This is a genomic window from Borreliella valaisiana VS116 (genome assembly GCF_000170955.2).
Lineage (GTDB): Bacteria > Spirochaetota > Spirochaetia > Borreliales > Borreliaceae > Borreliella > Borreliella valaisiana.
In genome coordinates this window covers 686,393-710,680 of the sequence record NZ_ABCY02000001.1, presented here as the reverse complement: position 1 = coordinate 710,680, position 24,288 = coordinate 686,393, and the positions used below count along the sequence as shown (strand labels likewise).

Genomic DNA, 24,288 nt, shown 5'->3' with positions numbered 1-24,288 from the left:
AAATTCACTCCTTAGTATCCTTTTTTAAATCAAAAAGTTTAAAAACATCAATTATTAACACAACCTTACCATTACCAAGAGTAGTAGCTCCAACCACACCCGCAGTTGATGAAAATTTATCCTTAATAGGCTTTACTACAAAATCTTCTTCGCCAAGAATAGAGTCTACAACAATTGCGGTCTTTATGTTGTTAATATTAACAACTATTAAAAACTTCTCTATTAATGAATCATCTCTTGTTATATTAAAAAGTTTATCAAGCCTGAGAACAGAAATGATTTCGTCTCTTAAATTATAAACTTCGTGATAATTTTCAAGCAATTTTATATCATGTTCGGTTATTCTATGAGTTTCAAGAACATTGTTCAAAGGAATAACATAAGTCTCAGGCCCCGATTTTACCAAAAGACCTTGTATAATCACTAATGTTAGTGGTAGTTTAATTTTAAAAATTGTTCCAAGACCAATTTCTGATTCTACTAAAATAGTTCCATTAAGCTTTTCAATGCTTTTTTTAACAACATCAAGACCAACGCCTCTACCTGAAAGGTCTGTCACTTGACCTGCTGTTGAAAATCCAGGAGCAAAAATTAAGTTAATAAGTTCAAAATCAGAGTAAACTGCATCTTCTTTTATTGTTCCTTTTTCAATTAATTTGCGCTTAATAATCTTTGGATCTATACCAGCTCCATCATCTTCAATCTCAATTGATATTACATTGCCCTCATTCTTAGCACGCAAAATTATAGTACCCGCTTTGCTCTTTCCCTTTTTAATTCTCTCTTCAACTGTTTCAAGTCCATGATCCATTGAATTTCTAACACAATGCATCAAAGGATCTACAAGGTCATCTATAACAGACTTATCAAGCTCAGTTTCTTCTCCTTCCATTTCAAGATTTACAATCTTATTCAATTTTTTTGAAAGATCTCTGACAACTCTTGTAAACCTTGAAAATATATTAGATATCGGCAACATTCTAGTCTTTAAAACACTCTCATGCAAATCTGTAATTATTCTAGATAATCGCCCAGAAGTCATTTTAAAATTTTGAAGAAGTCTAAAAAAAGAATTTCTCAATTCAGATATATCATTTAAAGACTTTTCCATTTTAAAACTCATCAAAGAATTAATATGTGATTCGATCTCATCTTCTAATGTTAAGCCTGCATCTTTAAAAATTATCTTTAAATCAATTAAAAAGTTTCTCTGAAAACTTTCTTGATAATCATAAAAATAATTAAAATTATAAAATAATGTAATCATTTCTGAATTTATTTGATTATAAGATGACTTACTTATTACAGCTTCACTAACAAGATTTAATATGTAATCTATTTTTTTACTATCTATTCTAATTAAATTAACATTAATTGGATTGTTTTTCTTAATACTTTTATTTGCCCTAAGGGTCATTTCATCGTTTTCTTTTAAACTTACACTCTTTAAAGATTCTAAATTAACATTTTCAATTTCAAAATGACTAACAACATCTGGTAAATTAATCTTTTTAGCAATAATATCTGCACTGACATCTGATATTAAGTAATATACAACAAAATCAAAAAACTTATCTGCTAATAATTCACTGGAATCTGGGATAGACTTGAAAATATTTCCAAGACTTTTTAATGCCTGAAGCATTTGAAACCCACTAATTGTGGCCATAGGATTGTCTTTTACAAAATACAATCTAACTTTAAATAACTTTTGATTTTCAATCTCAAGCAATAAATCAGAAATCTCATTATCTGTAAAATCAAAACTATTATTTAAAACAGAATTGGAATTTAAATCGATATCTTTAAGGCCTTTACCTACAAGATTTTTTAATTCTTCTTCTACATTAAATTCATCAACCAAATAGCTTGCAATTAAACTTGAAGGGTCTAAACTTTTTTTCACAACCTCTATATCTGAATATATAAGATAATAATCTACTCTTGTTAAAAATTTATCTTCTATGATTTGCTCATATTTAGGAATTGTATGTAACACAGATCCTAAATTTTTTAAAATATTAAATATTTTAATTCCACCATTTTCAACTTCAGAACTACTATTTGCATTTGCATTTGCATTAAAAATAACACTTATCCTTAAAACCTTTTGCCCAATCCCTAAACTTTCTCTTATCTCCTCAAGATCTAATTTTGAAAGACAAAAATTGTTTTTATTTAAATTTTCGTCAATTCTATTCATAAAAACTTGATCATCAATTACTAAAAATTGCTTTAATTTGCTTTTAAGATCACTTATATCATTTAAATAAACCTTGCCATCAAGACGAAGCGCAAGCATTTCTTTAATAACATCCAATGAATTTAAAAGTAGATCAATAAGATCATTGTTTATATTTATCTTACCATCTCTAATAGCATCAAAAACATCTTCAACAATATGGGTAAAATCAGATAGCTCCATAATATCAAGAGAAGCAGAACTTCCCTTTAAAGTATGAGCTGCTCTGAATATTTCATCAATAGTATCAGAATTATTAGGATCATCCTCTAATGACATAATATTCTCTTCAAGGATATCTACAAGATTTTGAGCCTCTTCAAAAAAAACCCCTAGAAGCTCTTCATTTTCCAAATCTAATATTTCCATACCATTTCCTATTAATATCTTATATATATAAAGCTAACCTTTTAGGCTAGCTTTATATATTAATTCAAACCTACTGTTTTGGGGATGATTCTTCAGGTTTTTCACTCTCAACCTTTTCTATAAAGTTTTGGAAAGAACCTTCAGGCATAGAAATTTTTTCTCTAAGCTTTAAAACTCTTTTAAAAGTTTCATGTGCCTTTAATTTACGAAGGGATTCAGTCCCACTAGTCTCATAAACTTTAAATACAGACTCACTATCAATATCAGAATCTATTGAAACATTCAACTTATCATAAAGAACTCTCAAATCTTTCACATAAAAGATAAAATTTTGTTCTTTTGAACTATGTGATTTTGAAACTCTAAAAGCCTTAAATCTCATTTTACTTGAAGCAAGCGGATAATTTGGAACATCGTCTTTAATTATTCTAGATGATATATTAGGAATATAGTTAGGATTTGACCAAATTAAATCAGCCCACCCTTTAAACTTTAAAGTCCCCATAGAGTAAGCATACTCCATACCATTCATATCTTCAAATAAAACCTCAAGATCTATTTCATATCCTAAACTATACACTGATACTTTAATCTCTTTCATGGTTTTAATGTTGTCAATAAGACCTTTGCCTAAAAATTGATTCCCACTTTCCCCTGAATAAAAAGGAATTTTAAATGGCGGCATAATCATAGCAGATGACTGAGAATAACTTGGGAACAAAACCCTTACTCCTAAAATAGTGTCACCTGCGTACCTTTTTGACTCGCTCTTAACAACAGCAGGCGCAACAACTGAATTTTTAACGTAAGACTGCAACCTTGCAGAAGGAGTAAGCAAAACACTCCAATTATTTATTCCAAGATCCACAACCATATCTTCCGGCTTAACAATACCAGAAGCACCAGAATATACATAATCAACATAATTTGTAAGATCAAGCCTAGTTGAACTAGGGTCTCTTGCAAGTTCGGCAAAATCTAAAACTAATTCTCCAGGCTCTGCCCTTTTAGAGCCTTCCGCCAATCCATCAGTCTCTTGAGCAAAAAGAGCAGTGGATAATAAAAAAAATAAAATGCTTTTCGCTTTCCTCTTCATGTAAACCAACTCCTTACATATATAAATCTTTTATAAAATTTTCGTTTTTTAATTGTCATTATTAGTAAAAATAAATTTATCAGCTCTGCTCCTTCAACATACACCCTTCAACAAGAATAACAAGCTTTTTTAACTTGCCAGGATAGTTAAAGCGTATTGTCTTTATTAAAGACATGGCAAACAGATTAACTTTAACATCAAAAGATTCATAAGATTCATTGTAATCGCCACTATTAAAAGAATCATAGAATTCCCTTGAAAGATTTATGTAATATATTCTATTTTTTAAAAAAGAATATAAAAATCTTGCATCACTTAATAAAAATCCAAAAGAAAATCCCTCATTGCTTCCTAAAAGAAAATCTTTTACTAAAAGATCTAAATTATCTTTCAAATCTTTTTCATCTTTCAAATATCTTAAATTAGCAACAAAACCCTTGTTAGAGTGAAAATAAAAAACCTTTTTTGAAAAAAGACTGCCATAATTTAAAAAAATCGTACAAATAGAAAACAAAAAACTTGCTACCAAGACCCCTAAAAGCACTCTAACCATATACTCTTTTTTAGAATTTAAAAATTTATAAATCACTACATTATATTTAAAAAATATATCCGAAATATTATTTTTCATAAAAATTTATAAATTCCATCAAAGATTTAAGTATCAGGATATTAAACTTGCTCATATAATTATAATCCAAAATTAATTTAGCATCTAAAATATTGGACAAAAATCCCATTTCAATCAATACAGCAGGCATACTGCTATTTTTTATTACAAACCATTGCTCTTCTCTAATCGGTCTAATATTGGTTTCAACTAATTCATTTTTAAATACTTTATACAAAATTTCAGCCAATCTTTTTGATTCATATTTATATTTAATATCTAGTATATCATTAAGCTCACTTAAGTATCTATTACCTTTAATATCATATCCCTTAAAATCTTTAATAACCTCTCTTTTTGAATCCTTGGGAAGATACCAAAACTCAACTCCCCTAGCCTCATTATTTGGAGCATCATTAGCGTGTATGGACAAAAATATAACATTATTTGGAAAATTTGGCTTTATTGCGTTTGCAAATTCCGATCGCTCTTTTAAAGTTAAAAAAACGTCATTTATACGGGTTAACAAAATATTTTTATTTACAAAATAATTGCTTAAAATTTTAGATAAATATATAGAATAAGTTAATGCAAAATCTTTTTCTTGAAGAACAACATCGTGACCATTTATCCTTAAAGTCACAACTGCGCCAGCATCGTGTCCACCATGTCCAGGATCAATGATTATTGAAGTAATTCTGGGTTTATTATAATCTTTAAGAGAACTAAAATAATTTTCAATCTGTTTTAATACCTTTTGGCTTATTAAAATTTCTCCACGAATGTCAACAATTGGATCTACAAACATATAATAACCAGAAGATGTAAGCGCATATTCAAAACCTACTCTAAACTTTAAATACCCCTTATCATTTTCAATTGTAAAAACATCATTTTCAATGTTAAAATCGAACTTAAAAACATTAGTATCAAAAAAATCAAGAATATTTAAGTAATCAAGTGTTTTGGAATATAAGTTCGAATATGAAAACAAAACCAAATTAATCAATAATATTGTTTTCCCAAAGCTCAATGGCACTCTTTAAGTCTCCTTTGAATCTTAAGCTATTTTTAGCAATCTCACCTTTTATTTCCTTAAATTCTTTTTGAAAGAGAAAAGGATTAATTTTGTATTTTAAACAAATTTTACAAAACCTCAAAAAAGAAAAAACAACGCCATTTCCAACAAAAATTGGAACATAGTTCTTGAGCAAAAAAATCAAAAAACTTTTATTTTTGGTTAAATTTTCTGGTGAATTTGATGCAGTATACTGAATTCTTAACTTTCTATAAATATAGATATGTTCCCCGAAATAAACAGCTCTTAGTCCAAAATCTATTCTTTGAAAATATTCATTTTGAATCCTTCCGTCAAAACCTCCTAGCTGTAAAAACTTCTCTTTAGAATAAAGTCCACAATAATCCATGGTAATCAAGGTTTTTTCATAGTCTTTCTCAGAATTTACTAAAATCACCTTAAACTTTTGCTGTTTATCTATGCTGGGAAGAAAAATTGAAGGTATCATTTCCTCTTCTTTATCGAAAAACTCCCCCCCAACAAGAAGAACATTTTTTTTTACTATTTCATCAAATATATTTGGAATCCAAAAAGGATTTAACAAGTACATATCACTTTGCAAGACAAAAACAAAATCACAGCTGGATTCTTTCATTGCCAAATTAACCTTTTCTCCAGAATTCAAATCATCAGAAAGTAAAATAAATTTTAACTTACCATAACTTTCTGAAATAAACTGTAAAGAACTTCTATTACTCTGTTTTTCAATTGAAATTATTTCTCTTATAAAGTCAAAATTTGATAAAAATTCAAATAAATCTTCTCTAAAAATTTTTGTTCCTCTGCTTAATATTACAAAAGAAATCCCAAAAGAAGATTTTTGTGAATAATTATTCTTAGATTGAATAACAGTATATGAATAGTCGCTACCTTGAAGACGCATAAATTACTTTTAAAATCCTCACAATTAAATTATAATAATCATATGTCAAATAATACAATGTTAATTCCAAGAATAATAAATATTAATGCATTATTTCATAGCATGATTATTATCATTTTTGCACTCATTTCTTGCAACCATAAGAATATACAGTATGACAAGAGAATTAAAAAATTTTTAGATAAAAACAAAATTGAATATAAAATAGACTCAGAGAATGACTTTGTAGCATTTAAAGACATAAACAATAATGAACGAGAAGAAGTAATCATTAGATCAAGACTCAACTCATATAAAAATTCAAAAATAAGAGAAATATTTGGAATTGTCAAAGTATTTGATGTAAACACACAAAAAATTAAAGAAATATCTGAATCCCTTATGAGTGACAGCTACAATAACAGAGTACTTGGATCATGGGAGATTATTCATAACGCAGAAAGAGGAATTAATTCTTTGGTATATATTGTAAAAGCAGAAGAATTTGCAAGTGAAACACTTTTGCTTGATGCAATTGACGAAATCGCCTCAACAATAACTATTTTCAAAAAAATAATAACAACCAACAACGAAAACATTGATAATAATGAAGTAAATAACAATGCAAATAATACATCAAGTGAACAGGATTTAAAGCAAGAAAAAATAAATACAACAAAAGAATATAACAAAAATGAACTTAAAGAGGATCAAATCGAAGAAGAACTTCAAGAAATTAAAGCCCAATAATCAAAATTATTCTACTAATAAAGAATTAATGGCAAAGCAAAAATGTACCTTATCACCTATTTTTATTTTAAATTTAGAAAATGAGCCTCTTGGAAGCTCAAGAGCATACTTTGCTTTATAAAGAGAATTAACGTTTACCCTAGAGTATGGTTCTAAATCATAAACCTCTTTAATAATTCCACTTGAATCAATATAAGCTATTTCAAGCATCAAAGGTGTATTCTCCATCCAAAAAGATAAATGTTGCTCTTTTTTAAAAATAAAAAGCATTCCTTTTCCATATTCAACTTTTTCAGTATCCATATATCCTTTTGCTCTATCAAATTCATTAGATGCTATTTTTACAAAAAACTTAACGCCATTTATCACAATTTCTTTATCATAAAAATGATCAGCAAAAGATAAAAAAGGCATCAACAAAAATAAACATAAAAACCGTTTTAAAATTTTCTCCAATTATCAACCTTATTAAAAATCATTTATTATAATTTACAATATAAGATTTTAAAGTCATTCTTAAAATATTTTTATTCAAAACAATAACACACTCACCAAGATCCCATAAATAATTTAAAGGCGTCACCAGTGTAGCTTCGCCAAACTTTTTCTTTACCTCAATAAAAATTGAATACTGGGATATTAATTTTTTATCAAAAACAAAAGTGTATGAAAACATTTTATTTTTGTCAAAATTAAAAACAGCATATTTTAAATGAGTTTTAGCAATAAATTGCAAAGTCTGTTTCTTAGCATAAGGAAATTCAACTTCTTCAACATCATAATAAAAAATAGTACTTTTTAGAACATTGTCTTTAACGGACTCCATGCTAGAACCCATAACAAAAGATGTAAAAATAGAAAATAAATAAAAAACTGTAATACCCATACAAAGCCTTTAGCCATAAACAATATAAAGAAAAAGTATAACAAATAAAAAACTTGAAAATAAATACAGCAAAATATTAACATTAATTCCAAAATGGAAAAGTCTTACAAAGACTCTAGAAACTACTCCACCACTTACCATCCTTATTCTTTCTTTTCTTTTAAAGGGCTTTTCTTTTAGTTCCTGAAAAGGACTGTAGTGACAATTGGGGCAACCCTCTCCAAAAGCAGAAACTGGGCCTACATGCCGACAATTTGGACATTCGATATCACCAAGCTTAGCAGCACAGTTAGGACAAATAGACCTATTAAGTCCAACTTTTTCACCACATTGTTCGCAAAAAACTTCAAAATTTACCTTTGCCAAACGAAAATTCCTCAAATTATAATTAATTATAAAGTATCTAAAATACTATATAATTAATTATAATAAAATATGTATTAATATTACATATTTTAAGGAATACTAAAACATGAAATCAGGATTTGCAGCAATACTTGGTAGACCATCAACTGGAAAATCTACCCTTTTAAATTCAATATGCGGACATAAAATATCAATCATATCCCCTATTCCACAAACAACTAGAAATAACATAAAAGGAATCTTTACAGATGGGAGAGGACAAATTATTTTTATAGACACACCAGGATTTCATCTGAGCAAAAAAAAGTTTAATATTGCAATGATGAAAAACATACACTCTTCAATAGGAGAAGTTGAACTTATTTTATACATAATAGACATTCAAGACAAACCTGGAGAAGAAGAAAATAAAATGCTAGAAATAATAAAAAACTCTAAAATTAAATTTTTAGTATTACTTAATAAAGTAGATCTTAAAAATACAAAAATAAAAGAAATAACACAATTTCTAAAAGAAAAAGAAATAGAAGACAACAATATAATTAAAATATCTGCTGAAAAAAAAATAAATACAGAAGAATTAAAAAATAAAATTTATGAAAATTTTTCAGAAGGCCCACTTTACTATCCACAAGAATACTATACGGATCAAAAAATAAATTTTAGAATTAGTGAAATAATAAGGGAAAAGGCTATTGAAAACCTAAAAGAAGAACTTCCCTATTCTTTGTATGTAGATATTGATACATTAGAAAACAAAAAAAGAAGTCTTTTTATCAGGGCAAATATTTTTGTAGCAAATGAAAGTCAAAAAGGAATAATTGTAGGAAAAAACGGCAAAGAAATAAAATCAATAGGAGAAAAAGCAAGAAAAACGATTGCAAAAATTTTTGAAACAAAATGCAATCTATTTCTCCAGGTAAAGCTAAAAAAAAATTGGAACAAAGAAGATAAACTAATAAAAAGACTTATAAATTAATATTTAACTACAATTTTCTAAATTGTTGAAACTTTAAAAATAAAATGCTAAAATTTAAGCTAGGAATAAAATGTGAAGACGGCGCATTGGGCAGATTTTTACGCAGAAAAAATAAAAAAAGAAAAAGGTCCAAAAGACTTATACACAGTGGCATCAGGAATTACTCCATCTGGAACCGTGCACATTGGAAATTTCAGAGAAGTTATTTCAGTAGACCTTGTAGCAAGAGCTTTGAAAGACTCTGGAGAAAAGGTAAGGTTTATTTATTCGTGGGATAATTATGATGTATTTCGAAAAGTTCCCAAAAATATGCCAGAACAAGAACTTCTTACGACTTATTTAAGACAAGCAATAACAAGAGTCCCTGACACAAGAAGCCACAAAACAAGTTACGCGAGAGCTAATGAAATTGAATTTGAAAAATATCTACCTACTGTAGGAATCAATCCTGAATTCATTGACCAAAGTAAACAATATACCAATAGTATCTATGCAAGCCAAATAAAGTTTGCACTTAATCACAAAAAAGAACTGTCTGATGCATTAAACGAATATAGAACTTCAAAGCTTGAAGATAATTGGTATCCAATCAGTATATTTTGTACAAAATGCAACAGAGATACAACAACTGTAAATAATTACGACAATCATTACTCTGTTGAATACTCATGCGAATGTGGAAATCGAGAATCTCTAGATATAAGAACTACATGGGCCATTAAGCTTCTCTGGAGAATAGATTGGCCTATGAGATGGAAATATGAAAATGTTGACTTTGAACCTGCGGGAAAAGACCACCACAGCAGCGGCGGTAGTTTTGATACATCTAAAAATATTGTAAAAATTTTTCAAGGAAATCCTCCTGTAACATTTCAATATGACTTTATTTCAATAAAAGGACGTGGTGGAAAAATATCCTCCTCATCAGGAGATGTCATATCGCTTAAAGATGTTCTTGAAGTCTACACACCTGAGGTCACAAGATTTTTATTTGCTTCTACAAAACCAAATACCGAATTTTCAATCTCATTTGATCTTGACGTAATCAAAATATACGAAGATTACGACAAGTTTGAAAGAATCTATTACGGAGTAGAAGATATAAAAGAAGAAAAAAAAAGATCGTTTAAAAGAATTTATGAGTTATCTCAACCATACATGCCAAGCAAAAGCATCCCTTATCAAATCGGATTTAGACATTTAAGTGTAATATGTCAAATATTTGAAAATAATATAAATAAAATTCTAAATTACTTGAAAAACGTTCAAGACGATCAAAAAGACAAACTAATCAATAAAATCAAATGTGCAATTAATTGGGTAAGAGATTTTGCACCCGAAGATTTCAAATTTTCATTAAGATCTAAATTTGATAATATAGAAATCCTAAAAGAAAATAACAAAAAAGCAATTAATGAACTTTTGAATTTTTTAAAGAAAAATTTTGAAGTTGCCACAGAACAAGACATTCAAAACGAAATATATAAAACTGCAAGAGAAAATAATATAGAACCCGCTTTGTTTTTTAAACAAATTTATAAAATTTTAATCGACAAAGAAAAAGGTCCCAAATTAGCCGGATTTATCAAAATAATTGGTATTGACCGTTTTGAAAAGATTACAAGTAAATATATTTAAACTTCAAAATGATAAAAAAAAATAAGCCATAATTATATGACTTAATATGACTTATTAATACTTTAATACCAATAGCCCAATTATTTTAACTTTCCTTGACTAGCAACAGATTCCATTGCGCTTTTAATCTTACTTTCATCACCTAAATAGTAGTGTTTAATAGGATTTAAATCTTCGTCTAATTCGTAAACTAAAGGAATACCTGTTGGAATATTAAGCTTTAAAACATCTTCTTCGCTTAAATTATCAAGATATTTAACAAGAGCTCTTAAAGAATTGCCATGAGCAGCAACAATAACCTTTTTACCTTCAAGAACTTCTTTTGCAATCTCATCAGTCCAATAAGGAATAACTCTTGCAACAGTATCTTTAAGACACTCTGTTGAAGGAAGTTCCCTTTTAGGAATATATTTATATCTTGGATCTTTTATTGGGTGACGATCATCAGACTCATCTAAAGACATTGGGGGCACATCATAACTGCGTCTCCAAATTAAAACTTTATCTTCCCCATATTTTGCAGCTGTTTCTGACTTATTTAAACCTTGTAAAGCCCCATAGTGTCTTTCATTTAATCTCCAGGTTTTTTTTACACTAATATAAGATTGACCTAGTTCTCGCAAAATAATATTTAAAGTATCGTTAGCCCTTGACAATAAAGAACTAAAAGCAATATCAAAAGAATAGCCTTCTTGTTTGAGAAGCAAACCTGCCTCGACAGCCTCATCGATACCTTTATCGGAAAGCTTAACATCTGTCCAACCAGTAAAAAGATTCTCTTTGTTCCACTCACTCTCTCCATGTCTCACTAAAACTAATTTATACATAAAATCTCCTAGCATATTATTTTTATTTACTAATACTAATAATTATAAATTAGCACAAAATCTAGTCAAGATTTTAACCATTAATTAAATAATGATATACTTTAAAATACATTGAACTTTAAATTCACTCAAGCAAGGAAAAAATTTATGGAAAATCAAAAAATTTTGGTAGCAAAATACGCAATTGATCACTATATCAAAAGCAATATGAACCTTGGAATTGGAACAGGTACAACTATTTATTATGCAATAAAATATTTAAGCGAAAAGCTAAAATCGGGCAATTTAAAAAATTTAAAATTCTATACAACAAGTAGCGATACAAAATATTTACTCTCAAGAGAACAAATTCCTTATGAATCAAATTTTTCAAAACTTAACAAAAATTTAGACATTGCAATTGATGGAGCTGATGAAATTTTATTAGAAAAAAAAAGTTTAATAAAAGGAATGGGGGGCGCACACCTAATGGAGAAAGTAATAGCCTACAATTCAGAAACATTGCTAATAATAGCAGATGAAACAAAAATTGTAAAAAAATTGGGAACAAAAATGCCTATTCCCATAGAAGTTGCCCAAAGTGCTGTTGGATTTATTATGACTAGACTTGAAGAAATGAATTTAGATACAACCTTAAGAATTTGTAACGAAAAAAAAGGACCCATTATAACTGATAACAACAATTATATTTTAGATGTAAAAATGCACGTAGAAAATCCTGAAGGAACAGAAAAATACTTTAAACTATTTCCAGGTATACTTGAGATTGGAATATTTAACCATAAAAATACAAAAATAGTTTATTACCAAAACAAACAAATCAAGGAAGCCTAAACTTCACTTTAAAAATATTATCATTAAAATAGTTTATAATTTTTACTAAATAAAAATCTAACTTAAACCTTTCATGCCCTTTTAATAACATAATATTATTATCAAAAACAAATTTTCCACTTAAAGTCAAGCAATAACTAATAAACTGGAAAAATTGTTTTTCATCATACTCAAATCTAAGCCTAAGAGACCGCAAGTTAACACCTTGAATAGTTCCAAGACCTTGAATAAAATGATAAATAAAAAACTCCAAATCCTCTAACAACTTAAACGTTACTAAATAATTATTTGATTTAACAAAACCATTATCTTTTCTAATCAAAGCTCTTATATTATTATTGTCACTACAGAAAAGCAAACTTACAGCGTGCAATCCTAATCCTAAATACGGTTTTAACTCCCAATTTAGCTTATTATGCTTACTCTCATGACCCTTTAACGCAAAATTAGTAATTTCATAATTAATGTAACCATTGGATTCTAAACACTCTAGGGCACAAAACCATAGCTTTTCTGAATCAATACCATTATCAAAATCTCTTAAAGTAAGGCCTTCCTTTTCACATATAAAATCACTAAAACAAATATGCTCAGGCATATATGAGAGCAATTCTTTCAAATCGTACTTAAGATGAGATTTTTTTTGCAAAGGCATATTAATAGTCATATCAATATTCAAATCAAAAGGGAACTTTCTAATGTTGTTAATTAAAATATTCATTTTTTCATAAGGAATCTCAGGAATACCTATAATCTTTCTAAATTTTAAAGAAAAACTTTGAACACCAAGATTAATTCTAGTAACAAAAAATTCATCCAAAAGTTTGAACTTTTCAAAATCAACGTAACCTGGAATAATTTCCAAAGTAAATTCTTCTAATAACGCCAAATTAATATATTTAGACAAAGAAGTGAAAATAAATTTTAAATTATCCTGCCCACATAAACAAAAATCTACATGCTTAATGTAAAGTGTTTTTATAATTGGATGACCTAACAAGATTAAATGATATTTTAATTTATCTAAAATTCTATTAAAAATGCTAAAATCTTTACAACAAAATGAAATATTAATATAAAGACTTAGCTCGATAAGAGACAAAAGATCTACTCTCATAATTGGTCTTTTAAAAATTTAAGTTTAATTATAACATATATAAAGTACAAATATTAAAATATATAATAAATAAAGGGGATTTGGAGGATATTTTTTAATGACCAAAGACTATTACAATATACTTGGAATACAAAAAAATGCTAGTAACGAAGAAATTAAAAAAGCTTACAAAAAATTGGCAATAAAATATCACCCTGACAAAAACAAGGGAAACAAAATAGCTGAAGAAAAGTTTAAAGAAATAAATGAAGCTTATGAAATTTTATCTTCTCCTGATAAAAAAAGAAATTACGATGCCTCGGGTAGCACTAATTTTAATGGCAACAATGACCATTTTGAAAGAGAATTTAACAGCTCAAGATTTAACAATTTTGAAGATTTAGATTTTTTTTCTAAAATCTTTAGCGGATCTTCAAGAAAAACAACAGACAAAGAAATAACTGTAAATATTTCACTTTATGATGCTTATATGGGAGGTAAAAAAACAATACTGATAAACAACAAAAAATTTGAGATAATAATACCAAAAGGAACATTAGAAACAACTAAAATAAAAATAAACAACAAAGGGCCTATTAATCCAATTTTTGGAACAAAAGGGAGCTTAATAGTCAAATTTACTATATCAAACTATAAAAAATTTAAACTGAATGGAAAAACCTTAGAAACAACAATAGAAGTTTATCCGTGGGAAATAGCTCTGGGTTGCGAAAAATTATTTGAAACAATTGAGGGGAAAAAAATAAAGCTTAAAATTCCTTCGGATGCAAAAAATGGAGAAATTCTAAACTTAAAAGAACTAGGAATGCCTATAATTGGAAGCAGCTCAAAAAGGGACCTTAAAGTCACTTTGATAGTAAAAATTCCCAAAATAATAAATAATGAAGTAAGAAGTATTTACGAAAGATTAAAAGAAATATATAGTTAAAGTGTTTCTGAAAATAAATGCCCAAAATTTCTTAAATTTGCCTCCCAACCCGACCTATATTCATTAAATTTATTTATCTTAGACTCATATTCCTTGATTCCATCCTCAATATTATCAAAATTCTTAGTAATATCCACTGAAAATTGAAAAACATCCCCTTGTCGGGGAGCAAGAGTAAAAAAGGCAAATTTCCAATTTCCAGAATTTATAGTAGATATGATCCTTTTTTGGAAAACATAATCAGAGATTAAAACAAATTTTTGAAACTCTTTCCTTTTTAAATAAATAAGCTCATTCCACTCATTAAAAATAGCATCTGGCAATTCGTTTAAACCGATCTCAATTATATTATTAATAGATAAAAGAATTTGTAAAATTTCCAATAAATTCAAATAATAGCTATCAAAAGATTGAATTGTAATCTCAAGCAAAGCAATTTTTATAAGCAGTTTAGAAATGTCAAGACTATGATCTTTCATGATTTTATCAATTCTATCTTTCGTGTGGTCTATAATAAATTTTTTATGGGTTTCTTTAATATTGTTACTTTTTTTAATTTGCTCTACTTTTTCATAATAATCATTAATTTCTTTGTTAATTACATCTAAATTGTTGCTATTGGCCTCATTGGAGAAAAAATCAAACGAATTACTAAGTCGATCTAAAAATTCTTCTTGAATAAAGAATGTAGCAATTCTTATGCAAGAAAATGGAGCCTTACTCTTTTTTTCAAAATTTTCAATCTTTTGCTTAAGATCTACTCTAAAGTTTAAATATTTAAGTTTATCTAAAAATTTATTAAAATAGGAAATATCTTCCAATAATTCATCTTCTTGAATGTATAAAAATTCTGAGTCGGGATGATATTTCTTTATCAAATTTTTAATAATAAGCAAAGTATCTAAAAAAATAGCTTTATTAGCATCCCAAGATTTACTGACACTGGGATTAAAATCCCTATAAATCTTATCCAAAAATACAAGTTTATCCTTAAGCAAATTAGCATCGTTAATAAGGCTTGACTGCTCTCGATAAGAATAATAATTTATTAAACTATACCTAAAAATACTAAAATTAAGATATTTTTGAAAATCAAAAAACCTATAAAATCCTAACGAACCAAAATCAAAAAACTTCATGTCAAAACATCATCTTATTCAAAGATCTACTTTATTTTTTTATACAGTTTTAAAAGTATTGGAGAAGCTATGAACACAGAAGAATAAGTTCCAACAATTACACCTACCATAAATACCAAAGAAAAATCTTTTATAGATCCTTCGGTAAACACATAAATGGAAAATACTGCAACAAATGTCGTAACTGACGTCAAAACAGTTCTTGATAAAGTTTGACTAATGCTTATATTTAATATATTTAAAAATGCGTTATCGGTTAATCGCTTAACATTATCTCTAATCCTATCAAAAATAATTATTGTGTCGTTTAAAGAATATCCAATAATGGTTAATATTGCCACAATAATATAACTATTAATTTCTATTCTAAATACCCCTAAAAAAGCAACTATAAAAAATATATCATGAAATATTGAAAGTATGGAAGCAATAGCATAACTTAGTTTAAATCTTAAAGCTATATAAATCAAAATCAGAGTAAATGTCCCTAATACCAAAAATATTGACTTAATTCTCAAAGTAGAAGAAAAGCTTGAATCAATAAAATAAGAATCCAAAACTTCAATATTAGCATTAAATGCCTTTTTAAGTTCATCCATTATTGTTTTTTGAACTTCTGTTTTAAAAGCATAATCAATGATATCTGACTTTACCATAATAGAGAATTCACTTTTATTCTCATCCGGTGAAAAAATACTCTTAACATCTAAAGTTTTATAAATTGGAGAAAATATTCTTTTAATTTCATTTTCTTTAATATCTGATTTTTCTATTGAAAGATTAATATTAACTCTAGAAGAAAAATCTATTCCCCAATTGTATCCACCATGATAAAAAAAAGTATAAATAAGTCCAATCAAAGTCAAAATAACACTAACAATTAAAACATTGCTTCCATATTTTGAAAAATTAATTACTCTTTGCATATTTTGAACTCCAAGATATACTTATAAATTTGCTTTTTCTAACAGACATGATAAATTCCAAAATAAATCTTGAAAAAATCAAGCTACTAAAAAGGGACGCCACAATTCCAACAGAAAGAGACCATGCAAAACCTTGAATAACTCCCGTCCCAAGAAGGGTTAAAAAAAGCACCGCAATAAATGTCGTTACATTTGCATCCATAATAGATAAAAAGGCTTTTTTAAAACCATCTTCAAAAGCATTTTCAAATTTTCTACCTTCTCTAATTTCTTCTTTAATTCTCTCATAAATAATTATATTTATGTCTACGGCCATACCCATTGTCAAAATAAGACCTGCAATACTTGTTAAAGTTAAAGTAAAATTAAAAGCCGACAATATTGCTAAAATTAAAAATACATTATAAATAACAAGTGAAAACCCGGCTACAAAACCACTAAAACCATAATAAACACACATAAACAAAAAAACCAAACAAAGAGCAAGCATAGAAGCTTTAATACCAAGATCAACAGTTTTAGCACCAAGAGTAGGTCCTATTATTCTCAAATCATCTATTTTAATCTCAACTGGAAAAGCAGCGGTTTTAAAAACTAAGGCAAGATCCAAGGCCTCTTTTTTATCAAAAGAGTCGCCTTGAATCGAAACATTACCACCAGTAATGGCATACCCAATTCCTGCCACAGACTTAATTTTACCTTCCATGACAACAGCCAAAGACTTTCCAACATTTTTCTGAGTAAATTTAAAAAATTTTTCACTTCCATCAACATCAAGATTAAAAACAACAATATCTCGACCCGTTCTAGGATCATTAGAGACCCCAGCATCTTTAATGTGAGCACCATCAAATGAATTTTCAGGACTTACATCAACTACATAATAACGAACTGTTGACTCATCATCTACCCCATAAGAATCTTTAACATACCAAGGAAAAATTTGCTTACTATCTGGAAGGTTCATATTTGCCTGAATTTTGGAAATAGAAAAAAAAGACCCCGCTTCTAATATTCTTTTATGCAAAAGTGTTGTAGATTCGTCATCAACCACATAAAAAGTTAAATTACCTTTCCCACTCAAAAGAGTGTTCACCCTGCTCTCATCTTTTTCTCCAGGAATATCTAAGAAAATTTTATTTCCTCCAGCCTCTCTTGCAATTTTAGGCTCTGTAAGTCCAAACCTATCTACCCTATCCTTAAGAATTTGCATTATTCGATAAATAGCATCTTCTTTCTCAGCAAAGGTCAAAGAACGACCTAATTTTTTTTCAACACTTGAATAATCAAGAGAAATGGTAACACCCATCCCCCCAGACAAATCAAGTCCAAGATGTATTATTCTACTTTTACTCTTCTTTATCTTCTCATAATATTTATAAATCTCTAAACTTACTTCTCCCATATCAGAATCGGTCAAAAATCCTTCACGCAAAGATTTAGCAGTAAAAAATTTAGGAGGAATTTTCATTGAAGACTTATAATTATTTTTTGCTATCGGGATTAAATAAGACAGACTAGTCGGAATACTGCTATTGGGATCTTTATTATACAACTCTTTAAGCTGAACAAGATCATTCAAAGCTTTTTTCTTTGAATAATCCCTTAAGGCCTCTTGTGAATATGAGCTTATCTTTTTATCCTCACTACTCATTAAAAAATACCACTTTAAAGTCGGGAATATTAAAAGACACGCAAAAAACGTCACCAACAATATCAATATAAGCTTAGATCCTTTTTTCATTATACAAATCCTTAAAATTTTTAACAAATACCACTATTAGCTACCAGTTCTAATTTTACCTTAAATTATAATACCTTTTTAACTTCTTTCTCAGACAAAACTTTATCAATAGAGGTTTTTATAAATACTGCTTCGATATTTGGACTTAATTCTAAAATAACATCAGTATCACCTAGTTTTTTTACAACTCCAAAAATTCCACCTATTGTTAATACCTTATCACCTTTTTTTAAATTTTTTATCATTTCTTTTTTATTTTTTTCTTCCTTACGCTGAGGAGATATCACTAAAAACCAAAATATAGCAATAACAGGCACAAAAACTAACAAACTTCGGAAAAAGCTACTATTACTACTAAACTCTTGCAATAAAAACACAAAACCTCCTTTACTATATATATGTCACTTTTATCTTATTAATATCATTGGGATAAACTACTCCAAATAAAAGCTTGAAGTCGTCCTTTTTGGTATAATTAGAATTACTTATTTTATTATACTCTTCAATTAAATAATTAATAAGAGCATCATCATTTCTATAAAGAGCTTTGCTAAAGGCACTTCTATAAAGCCCAAGTTCAAAAAGCTCCTTAACGCTTTTACCTTTGTTTTCTTTTAAAAGCTGCCTATCTACTATCGCTTTTGAACAATCATAGCCTATACAAAAAACAAATTCATCCTCACTCAAAATAATTCCTTTGAATAATAAAACATTACACCGGCAAAAACACAAATTCGCCGGTGAAACTTTAACTTACATCATTCCCATTCCTGGGTCCATAGGATAACCACCACCACCAGAAGTATTTTTCTCTTCTTTAATATCAGTGATTGCACATTCTGTTGTTAATAAAAGTCCAGCAATTGAAGCAGCATTTTGAAGTGCACTTCTTGTAACCTTAGCAGGATCAATTATTCCACTCTCAATCATATTCACCCACTTAAAGCTAGAAGCATCAAATCCAAGCCCTTTTTTCTCAGTTTTAATTTGATGGATATAAATAGATCCTTCAAAACCAGCATTTGAAATAATCTGTCTCATTGGCTCTTCAAGGCTTCTTTTTACAATCTCAAAACCTTGCTTTTCCTCATAGCTTAATTTGCTTGTATCTATTGTATCCAAATACATGGCAACTTCAATAAGAGTTGATCCACCACCAGGCACAACACCCTCTTCAACAGCAGCACGAGTTGCAGAAAGAGCATCTTCAACTCTATGTTTTTTCTCCTTAAGCTCTACTTCAGTAACGGCTCCAACATTAATAACAGCAACTCCACCAACAAGCTTTGCAAGGCGCTCTTGAAGTTTTTCTTTATCATATTCAGATGTTGAATCTTCAATTTGTTTTTTAATAAGCTCTGAACGCTCTTTTATTTGTTCTTTATTGCCAGTATTAATAATAGTAGTATTGTCTTTATCAACCTTAATAGTTTTAGCCTGTCCAAGCTGCTCAATCTCAACTGTCTCAAGAGTAAGACCTAGTTCCTCACTGATTAGAGTACCACCGGTAAGCACTGCAATATCCTCAAGCATTGCTTTTCGTCTATCACCAAAACCAGGCGATTTAATCGCACAAACCTTTAAAGCTCCTCTAACGCTGTTTAACACAAGAGCGGCGAGAGCATCTCCTTCAATGTCCTCAGCAATAATCAATAAAGGCTTATTTGTTCCTAAAACTTTCTCAAGAACTGGTAAAAGCTCTTTAATAGAACTAATCTTCTTCTCATATATTAATATGAAAGCATCATCAAAACTAACGCTCATATTCTCTTTATTGGTGGAAAAATAAGGAGAAAGGTAACCTCTGTCAAATTGCATCCCTTCAACATAAGAAATCGTAGTATCAAAAGTTTTTGATTCTTCAACTGTTATAACCCCATCTTTTCCAACTTTATCCATTGCCTCAGCAATTTTTTCGCCTATATAACTGTCATTATTAGCAGAAATTGAAGCTACTTGTGCAATTTCTTCCTTTGTTGTGATCTTCTTTGCAGACTGGCGAATTTTTTCAGCAGCCAAATTTACAGCATGATCTATTCCCTTTTTTATTCCAATAGGATTAATTCCTGAAGATACATTCTTAAGACCTTCTCTTGCAATAGCATAAGCAAGAACAGTGGCGGTTGTTGTTCCATCACCAGCAACATCATTTGTTTTAATAGCAACTTCCTTTAAAAGTTGCGCTCCCATATTTTCAAATGGATTTTCAAGCTCAATCTCGCGAGCAACACTAACACCATCCTTTGTAACTGTTGGAGAACCGAACTTTTTATCAATAAGAACATTTCTCCCTTTTGGCCCAAGAGTTACTTTTACAGCATTGGATAATTTTTCAACGCCACTAAGTAAGCTTTTTCTAGCATCCTCATTAAAATATATGTCTTTAGCCATAAAAATTTTACCCCTTTTTATATATAAAATAATTTATATTTAACACTATAAGATTAGCATAAACTTAATACATTCGCCATAGCGTTTGCTTCTATATATCAAAAAATACAAAATATACAAAACTAGCACAAATTTTTATTATATAATGTAAATATTGAGTGATCTTCATATCATAAAGACAAAGAATTTATGTTTAGAAAACTAAAAAAATCAAAAACTTATATTATTATCATTTCAATAACTAAATTTTCAGAGAATAACCTGTTATCAATAATATCAAATATAAAATATTTAATTGAACACAAACAATTGGCTTACAAAATACATTGGACATTTCCAATATACTTTTTTGAAATCCTAAGAAAACATGGGGAATTAAATAAATGGTTATTTGAAAGATTCAAAACCAATATGGATACATATATACCTGGAACTTACAGTGGAAGCCCTCATGAATACATGCTGCACGATGAAATACATTTAGATTTGTATTGGGCACTAAAAAATCCATTCAAAAGTGGATACAAAGACATATTTCAAAACACCCCTATTATGATTTATATATACAACATAGAAAAGTTTAGAAAAAAAGTGACTGAGCTTTACAGAAAACTTAATTTCAATTATACAGAGGGAATAAGACAGAGCAAAAATAATAAAAATTACTTAATTTTTTATAAGAATAACTGCCAATATTTATATGAAGTCCAAAAAATAGATTCTCCAAAAAGTAATGTAGAAACCCTTATTTATTTTTATGAAATCAAAGAAACTTATGATAATCAAGAATTAAAAAATTTTTTACTTTATTTAAAAACCTTGGAAAATAACTTTCACAGCATCAAGATACAAAATCTAGAGGGATCCAAACTGACTACCGAACTACTAGAAATTCCAAAATTTAACTCACTCAAAGAGCAAGAACCGATAATAAATTTTCAAAACAAAAGACTTAAAGATTATCAAATCAACGAAAAAAGCTTAAGAGAATTTTTAATAAATAAACATCAAGAAGAAATTACCAAAAATTCTGAATCCATTGTGCCTAAGAATTTGGAATACAATATGGAAGGAAATTTTACACTATCTCACGATCAATACAATATCAAATTCGAAAATGGAAAATTAAATAAAATAAAATTTAAAGATAAAAAAGTTGAATTTCTAAACACATCTAGAACCTATTTCAAAATTTTATCAAAAAAAGAATTAATAAAAGAAGCATCTATTGAAAATTCATTTTCCTTCTCAAATGAAAAAATTTTAGGAATAAAACAATACTTGGCTTTCAACTCTGCTACAAAATCAACAATTGATTTTTTTATAGATGAGAATATCTCTAGCTTCTTTGTATCCATTAAAATAAAATGGCCTTCTAAAATCAATCTGGATAAAAAAACATTAAAAAAATGCAATCCTGACTATCTTCTTGAATATTCGGCTCTTGAAATACCTGTTTTTGAAATTGCAAAAGGCACTAATTTAAAAATAACAGCAAAATACAGTGATCTTGATACTTATGAAAAAATAATAATAACTAAAAACAATCCCAAAGGCTACATTAATGGTACAGAATTTTTGATATCTAAAGGAAATGATAAAAACAGTAATTTTTTTATAAGCTTTTTAAATGTTGAAAAACAAATCATTCATACAATTAATTATAAAATTGAAAAAATAAATTCTAAGAAATGGTTAATTTTAAACATAGGAGGCTCTTATAACACAGTCAAGATCCAAGATATAATAAATTACTCTCAAACACTAAACTTAATGATACTACCATTAAATAATAATTTTGATAACAAAATAAAACTAAATTCAAAAATAAAAAATTTAATTTTTTATACTGATATAAAAAAATATGAAAATAAATAAATAATAAGTAGTAAAATATTAATAACTAGGTATAAAATTATTCTAAGTAGAACATAAAAATATTTAATCTTTAATTTAAACAAAAAGGTATAACAATATGAATGATAACATAATAGACGTACACTCCGCATTAGAAAAAGTCGGTATTACAAATGATCCTGTATTATTAAAAAATTTAACATCAGAATTGGGAATGAAAGCATCTCATTCGAGAAATAGAATCATTCTCTACATAGCATCAAACCCAAAAGAATACTTTACAGCAAAAGAAGTCTATAACAAGCTTATTAAAGAAATTCCAAGCCTATCAAAAGCAACGGTATATAACACATTAAACATTCTAAAAGAAAGAAATATACTAAAAGATATAAAAACTACTGATCAAAAAGAAACAAAATTCTACCTAAGCTTGGCTTCCACAATAGCCCACTTTAAATGCAATAAATGTAATCAAGTTCATCCTATTCAACTTGATGATATTAAAGATATTTTGAAAGACAAACTTGGAGAAAATTGGGAAACAAAATCTATTGAAATAATTTACTCAGGACATTGCAATAATTGTTACAAAAAAGATTCCCAGGATGCTCAGAACAACAATAATGTCCTAGATAACAAGGAAATCACTATATGAACATAAAGAATATCATTTTTACAATTATATTCTTATTACTTTTAATACTAGTTAGTCCAAGGATAAAATTTAAAAATGAATTTTTAAAAAAAACAATTCCTAAAAACATCAAAGAAATTGACAATTACTTATTAAAAGAAGAATTACAATTTAATTTAGAAAAAAATACAAAAAAAGAAATAATCTGGTATAAAGATGTGCAAAAAACAAAATATTCTGTGGTCTACATTCATGGATTTGGAGCATCAAAAAATGAAATTTATCCGGTTCCAAATAATATTGCAAAAGCTCTTAATGCAAATCTTTTTTTTACAAGATTGAAAGGCCACGGAATAAACAATAAAAATGCATTTCGAGGAATAACTATCCAAGATTGGCTGAAAGACATTGATGAGGCTATTAAAATTGGCAAACTAATAGGCGATAAATTAATACTAATTGGCACATCTAATGGGGGTGCTGCTAGCATTTGGGCTTTGGCAAACTATCCAGATGAAATAAATTCAGCGGTATTAATTTCTCCTAACATATTCCCTTATGACAAAAGGACAAACATCGTTTACTATCCTTGGGGACGACAAATTGCACATCTTATAACAGGTGGTTACAACAAATTCGAAACAAAAGAGGATAAACGAAAAGAGCACATGTCTATAAAAAGCCACTCTTCAAAAGTGCAACATGTAGACGCAGTTATTGCAATGATGGGCCTTGTCACATTATTAAATTCATATAATTTCGATGAAATCAAAACACCTTTAATAATAACTCATACACCTAATGATCATACAGTAGACCCAATAAAAATAAATGAATTTATAAAAAATTATGGTGGTGAAAAAAAAGATATTCCTATTATACTTCTTGAAAATTCACACGCACACGTACCTATTGGAAACCAAAGCTACAAAAGCGCCCAAAATACATCATACTTCACAAAGTATGCAGTTGATTTCATAAATAAAACAAATAAGTAATAGCCTTTTTAAGGCTA

24 protein-coding genes are annotated in these 24,288 nt (G+C 28.2%); 8 read left to right on the top strand and 16 right to left on the bottom strand.

The annotated features are described in order from the left end of the window. Positions 1-4: 4 nt before the first annotated feature. From BVAVS116_RS03365 to BVAVS116_RS03345, 5 genes are all read right to left on the bottom strand, one after another. Complete coding sequence (locus BVAVS116_RS03365; protein ID WP_006068881.1) at positions 5-2,611, bottom strand: chemotaxis protein CheA; 2,607 nt, start codon at positions 2,609-2,611, stop codon at positions 5-7. Between the two features lie 70 nt (positions 2,612-2,681). Continuing rightward, on the bottom strand, positions 2,682-3,707 hold the full coding sequence (gene flaA, locus BVAVS116_RS03360; protein WP_006068957.1) for a flagellar filament outer layer protein FlaA: 1,026 nt from the start codon (positions 3,705-3,707) through the stop codon (positions 2,682-2,684). Between the two features lie 79 nt (positions 3,708-3,786). Beyond that, the gene (locus tag BVAVS116_RS03355; RefSeq protein ID WP_006068230.1) at positions 3,787-4,338 is read right to left on the bottom strand and encodes a hypothetical protein; all 552 of its coding nucleotides are present in this window, start codon (positions 4,336-4,338) and stop codon (positions 3,787-3,789) included. Beyond that, positions 4,328-5,326 (bottom strand): N-acetylmuramoyl-L-alanine amidase, encoded by a 999-nt coding sequence (locus tag BVAVS116_RS03350; protein ID WP_006068340.1) that lies wholly within the window; start codon positions 5,324-5,326, stop codon positions 4,328-4,330. The genes BVAVS116_RS03355 and BVAVS116_RS03350 overlap by 11 nt, the downstream gene beginning before the upstream one ends. Next, entirely contained in the window at positions 5,319-6,278 is a 960-nt protein-coding gene (locus BVAVS116_RS03345; protein ID WP_006068429.1) for a glycosyltransferase family 2 protein, read from the bottom strand. Before BVAVS116_RS03345 ends, BVAVS116_RS03350 begins: the two co-directional genes overlap by 8 nt. A 57-nt stretch (positions 6,279-6,335) precedes the next feature. Here BVAVS116_RS03345 and BVAVS116_RS03340 point away from each other — a divergent pair, with 57 nt between their 5' ends. Then, positions 6,336-7,007 carry a hypothetical protein gene (locus BVAVS116_RS03340; protein WP_040351369.1) on the top strand — a complete coding sequence of 224 codons (672 nt, stop codon included), beginning with the start codon at positions 6,336-6,338 and terminating at the stop codon, positions 7,005-7,007. Between the two features lie 6 nt (positions 7,008-7,013). Here the strand turns inward: BVAVS116_RS03340 and BVAVS116_RS03335 are convergent, their stop codons facing one another. From BVAVS116_RS03335 to BVAVS116_RS03325, 3 genes are read right to left on the bottom strand one after another with little or no spacing between them, the layout of a single operon-like run. After that, positions 7,014-7,463 (bottom strand): DUF192 domain-containing protein, encoded by a 450-nt coding sequence (locus BVAVS116_RS03335; protein WP_006068479.1) that lies wholly within the window; start codon positions 7,461-7,463, stop codon positions 7,014-7,016. A gap of 19 nt (positions 7,464-7,482) precedes the next feature. After that, a complete protein-coding gene (locus BVAVS116_RS03330) occupies positions 7,483-7,893 on the bottom strand; it encodes a hypothetical protein (RefSeq protein ID WP_006068561.1) in 411 nt (136 codons plus the stop codon). Between the two features lie 9 nt (positions 7,894-7,902). Continuing rightward, entirely contained in the window at positions 7,903-8,259 is a 357-nt protein-coding gene (locus tag BVAVS116_RS03325; RefSeq protein WP_006068913.1) for a hypothetical protein, read from the bottom strand. 106 nt (positions 8,260-8,365) lie between these two features. Here BVAVS116_RS03325 and era point away from each other — a divergent pair, with 106 nt between their 5' ends. Both era and lysS read left to right on the top strand, forming a co-directional pair. Then, positions 8,366-9,238, top strand: coding sequence for a GTPase Era (gene era, locus BVAVS116_RS03320; protein ID WP_006068233.1), 873 nt, complete (start codon positions 8,366-8,368; stop codon positions 9,236-9,238). A 72-nt stretch (positions 9,239-9,310) separates the two neighbouring features. Continuing rightward, positions 9,311-10,876, top strand: coding sequence for a lysine--tRNA ligase (gene lysS, locus BVAVS116_RS03315; RefSeq protein ID WP_006068634.1), 1,566 nt, complete (start codon positions 9,311-9,313; stop codon positions 10,874-10,876). A gap of 80 nt (positions 10,877-10,956) precedes the next feature. Here the strand turns inward: lysS and gpmA are convergent, their stop codons facing one another. After that, on the bottom strand, positions 10,957-11,703 hold the full coding sequence (gene gpmA / locus BVAVS116_RS03310) for a 2,3-diphosphoglycerate-dependent phosphoglycerate mutase (protein WP_006068838.1): 747 nt from the start codon (positions 11,701-11,703) through the stop codon (positions 10,957-10,959). 147 nt (positions 11,704-11,850) lie between these two features. On the opposite strand from gpmA, the gene rpiA reads away from it, so the two are divergent. Then, a complete protein-coding gene (gene rpiA, locus BVAVS116_RS03305) occupies positions 11,851-12,537 on the top strand; it encodes a ribose 5-phosphate isomerase A (RefSeq protein WP_006068483.1) in 687 nt (228 codons plus the stop codon). Here the strand turns inward: rpiA and psgB are convergent. Beyond that, positions 12,524-13,654 (bottom strand): HemN-related non-iron pseudo-SAM protein PsgB, encoded by a 1,131-nt coding sequence (psgB, locus tag BVAVS116_RS03300; RefSeq protein ID WP_006068422.1) that lies wholly within the window; start codon positions 13,652-13,654, stop codon positions 12,524-12,526. The two genes, rpiA and psgB, sit on opposite strands and share 14 nt — an antisense overlap. A gap of 97 nt (positions 13,655-13,751) precedes the next feature. Here psgB and BVAVS116_RS03295 point away from each other — a divergent pair, with 97 nt between their 5' ends. Continuing rightward, positions 13,752-14,582, top strand: coding sequence for a DnaJ domain-containing protein (locus tag BVAVS116_RS03295; protein WP_006068944.1), 831 nt, complete (start codon positions 13,752-13,754; stop codon positions 14,580-14,582). Here BVAVS116_RS03295 and BVAVS116_RS03290 read toward each other — a convergent pair. The 6 genes from BVAVS116_RS03290 to groL form a co-directional block, all read right to left on the bottom strand. Then, the gene (locus BVAVS116_RS03290) at positions 14,579-15,721 is read right to left on the bottom strand and encodes a hypothetical protein (RefSeq protein WP_006068214.1); all 1,143 of its coding nucleotides are present in this window, start codon (positions 15,719-15,721) and stop codon (positions 14,579-14,581) included. The genes BVAVS116_RS03295 and BVAVS116_RS03290 overlap by 4 nt on opposite strands. Positions 15,722-15,747: 26 nt before the next feature. Beyond that, the gene (secF, locus tag BVAVS116_RS03285; RefSeq protein WP_006068899.1) at positions 15,748-16,647 is read right to left on the bottom strand and encodes a protein translocase subunit SecF; all 900 of its coding nucleotides are present in this window, start codon (positions 16,645-16,647) and stop codon (positions 15,748-15,750) included. After that, on the bottom strand, positions 16,631-18,391 hold the full coding sequence (gene secD / locus BVAVS116_RS03280; protein WP_006068616.1) for a protein translocase subunit SecD: 1,761 nt from the start codon (positions 18,389-18,391) through the stop codon (positions 16,631-16,633). The genes secF and secD overlap by 17 nt, the downstream gene beginning before the upstream one ends. A 65-nt stretch (positions 18,392-18,456) precedes the next feature. After that, positions 18,457-18,789, bottom strand: coding sequence for a preprotein translocase subunit YajC (gene yajC, locus BVAVS116_RS03275; RefSeq protein ID WP_095456322.1), 333 nt, complete (start codon positions 18,787-18,789; stop codon positions 18,457-18,459). Continuing rightward, positions 18,782-19,078, bottom strand: coding sequence for a hypothetical protein (locus tag BVAVS116_RS03270; RefSeq protein ID WP_006068792.1), 297 nt, complete (start codon positions 19,076-19,078; stop codon positions 18,782-18,784). Before BVAVS116_RS03270 ends, yajC begins: the two co-directional genes overlap by 8 nt. Before the next feature lie 66 nt (positions 19,079-19,144). Then, positions 19,145-20,782 carry a chaperonin GroEL gene (gene groL / locus BVAVS116_RS03265; RefSeq protein ID WP_006068242.1) on the bottom strand — a complete coding sequence of 546 codons (1,638 nt, stop codon included), beginning with the start codon at positions 20,780-20,782 and terminating at the stop codon, positions 19,145-19,147. Between the two features lie 189 nt (positions 20,783-20,971). Between groL and BVAVS116_RS03260 the strand changes: the two genes are divergently transcribed. The 3 genes from BVAVS116_RS03260 (at position 20,972) to BVAVS116_RS03250 (ending at position 24,271) form a co-directional block, all read left to right on the top strand. Continuing rightward, entirely contained in the window at positions 20,972-22,660 is a 1,689-nt protein-coding gene (locus tag BVAVS116_RS03260; protein ID WP_006068523.1) for a hypothetical protein, read from the top strand. 97 nt (positions 22,661-22,757) lie between these two features. Continuing rightward, on the top strand, positions 22,758-23,294 hold the full coding sequence (gene bosR, locus BVAVS116_RS03255) for an oxidative stress transcriptional regulator BosR (RefSeq protein WP_006068590.1): 537 nt from the start codon (positions 22,758-22,760) through the stop codon (positions 23,292-23,294). Next, positions 23,291-24,271 (top strand): alpha/beta hydrolase, encoded by a 981-nt coding sequence (locus BVAVS116_RS03250; protein WP_006068278.1) that lies wholly within the window; start codon positions 23,291-23,293, stop codon positions 24,269-24,271. Before bosR ends, BVAVS116_RS03250 begins: the two co-directional genes overlap by 4 nt. The last annotated feature ends 17 nt before the right edge of the window (positions 24,272-24,288 follow it).

What these genes read in the sequence shown, in the direction of transcription:
- BVAVS116_RS03365 (WP_006068881.1), bottom strand. Translation starts at nt 2,611, where the DNA reads ATGGAAATATTAGATTTGGAAAATGAAGAGCTTCTAGGGGTTTTTTTT.
- flaA (WP_006068957.1), bottom strand. Translation starts at nt 3,707, where the DNA reads ATGAAGAGGAAAGCGAAAAGCATTTTATTTTTTTTATTATCCACTGCT.
- BVAVS116_RS03355 (WP_006068230.1), bottom strand. Translation starts at nt 4,338, where the DNA reads ATGAAAAATAATATTTCGGATATATTTTTTAAATATAATGTAGTGATT.
- BVAVS116_RS03345 (WP_006068429.1), bottom strand. Translation starts at nt 6,278, where the DNA reads ATGCGTCTTCAAGGTAGCGACTATTCATATACTGTTATTCAATCTAAG.
- BVAVS116_RS03340 (WP_040351369.1), top strand. Translation starts at nt 6,336, where the DNA reads ATGTTAATTCCAAGAATAATAAATATTAATGCATTATTTCATAGCATG.
- BVAVS116_RS03330 (WP_006068561.1), bottom strand. Translation starts at nt 7,893, where the DNA reads ATGGGTATTACAGTTTTTTATTTATTTTCTATTTTTACATCTTTTGTT.
- era (WP_006068233.1), top strand. Translation starts at nt 8,366, where the DNA reads ATGAAATCAGGATTTGCAGCAATACTTGGTAGACCATCAACTGGAAAA.
- gpmA (WP_006068838.1), bottom strand. Translation starts at nt 11,703, where the DNA reads ATGTATAAATTAGTTTTAGTGAGACATGGAGAGAGTGAGTGGAACAAA.
- rpiA (WP_006068483.1), top strand. Translation starts at nt 11,851, where the DNA reads ATGGAAAATCAAAAAATTTTGGTAGCAAAATACGCAATTGATCACTAT.
- psgB (WP_006068422.1), bottom strand. Translation starts at nt 13,654, where the DNA reads ATGAGAGTAGATCTTTTGTCTCTTATCGAGCTAAGTCTTTATATTAAT.
- BVAVS116_RS03295 (WP_006068944.1), top strand. Translation starts at nt 13,752, where the DNA reads ATGACCAAAGACTATTACAATATACTTGGAATACAAAAAAATGCTAGT.
- BVAVS116_RS03290 (WP_006068214.1), bottom strand. Translation starts at nt 15,721, where the DNA reads ATGAAGTTTTTTGATTTTGGTTCGTTAGGATTTTATAGGTTTTTTGAT.
- secF (WP_006068899.1), bottom strand. Translation starts at nt 16,647, where the DNA reads ATGCAAAGAGTAATTAATTTTTCAAAATATGGAAGCAATGTTTTAATT.
- secD (WP_006068616.1), bottom strand. Translation starts at nt 18,391, where the DNA reads ATGAAAAAAGGATCTAAGCTTATATTGATATTGTTGGTGACGTTTTTT.
- groL (WP_006068242.1), bottom strand. Translation starts at nt 20,782, where the DNA reads ATGGCTAAAGACATATATTTTAATGAGGATGCTAGAAAAAGCTTACTT.
- BVAVS116_RS03260 (WP_006068523.1), top strand. Translation starts at nt 20,972, where the DNA reads ATGTTTAGAAAACTAAAAAAATCAAAAACTTATATTATTATCATTTCA.
- bosR (WP_006068590.1), top strand. Translation starts at nt 22,758, where the DNA reads ATGAATGATAACATAATAGACGTACACTCCGCATTAGAAAAAGTCGGT.
- BVAVS116_RS03250 (WP_006068278.1), top strand. Translation starts at nt 23,291, where the DNA reads ATGAACATAAAGAATATCATTTTTACAATTATATTCTTATTACTTTTA.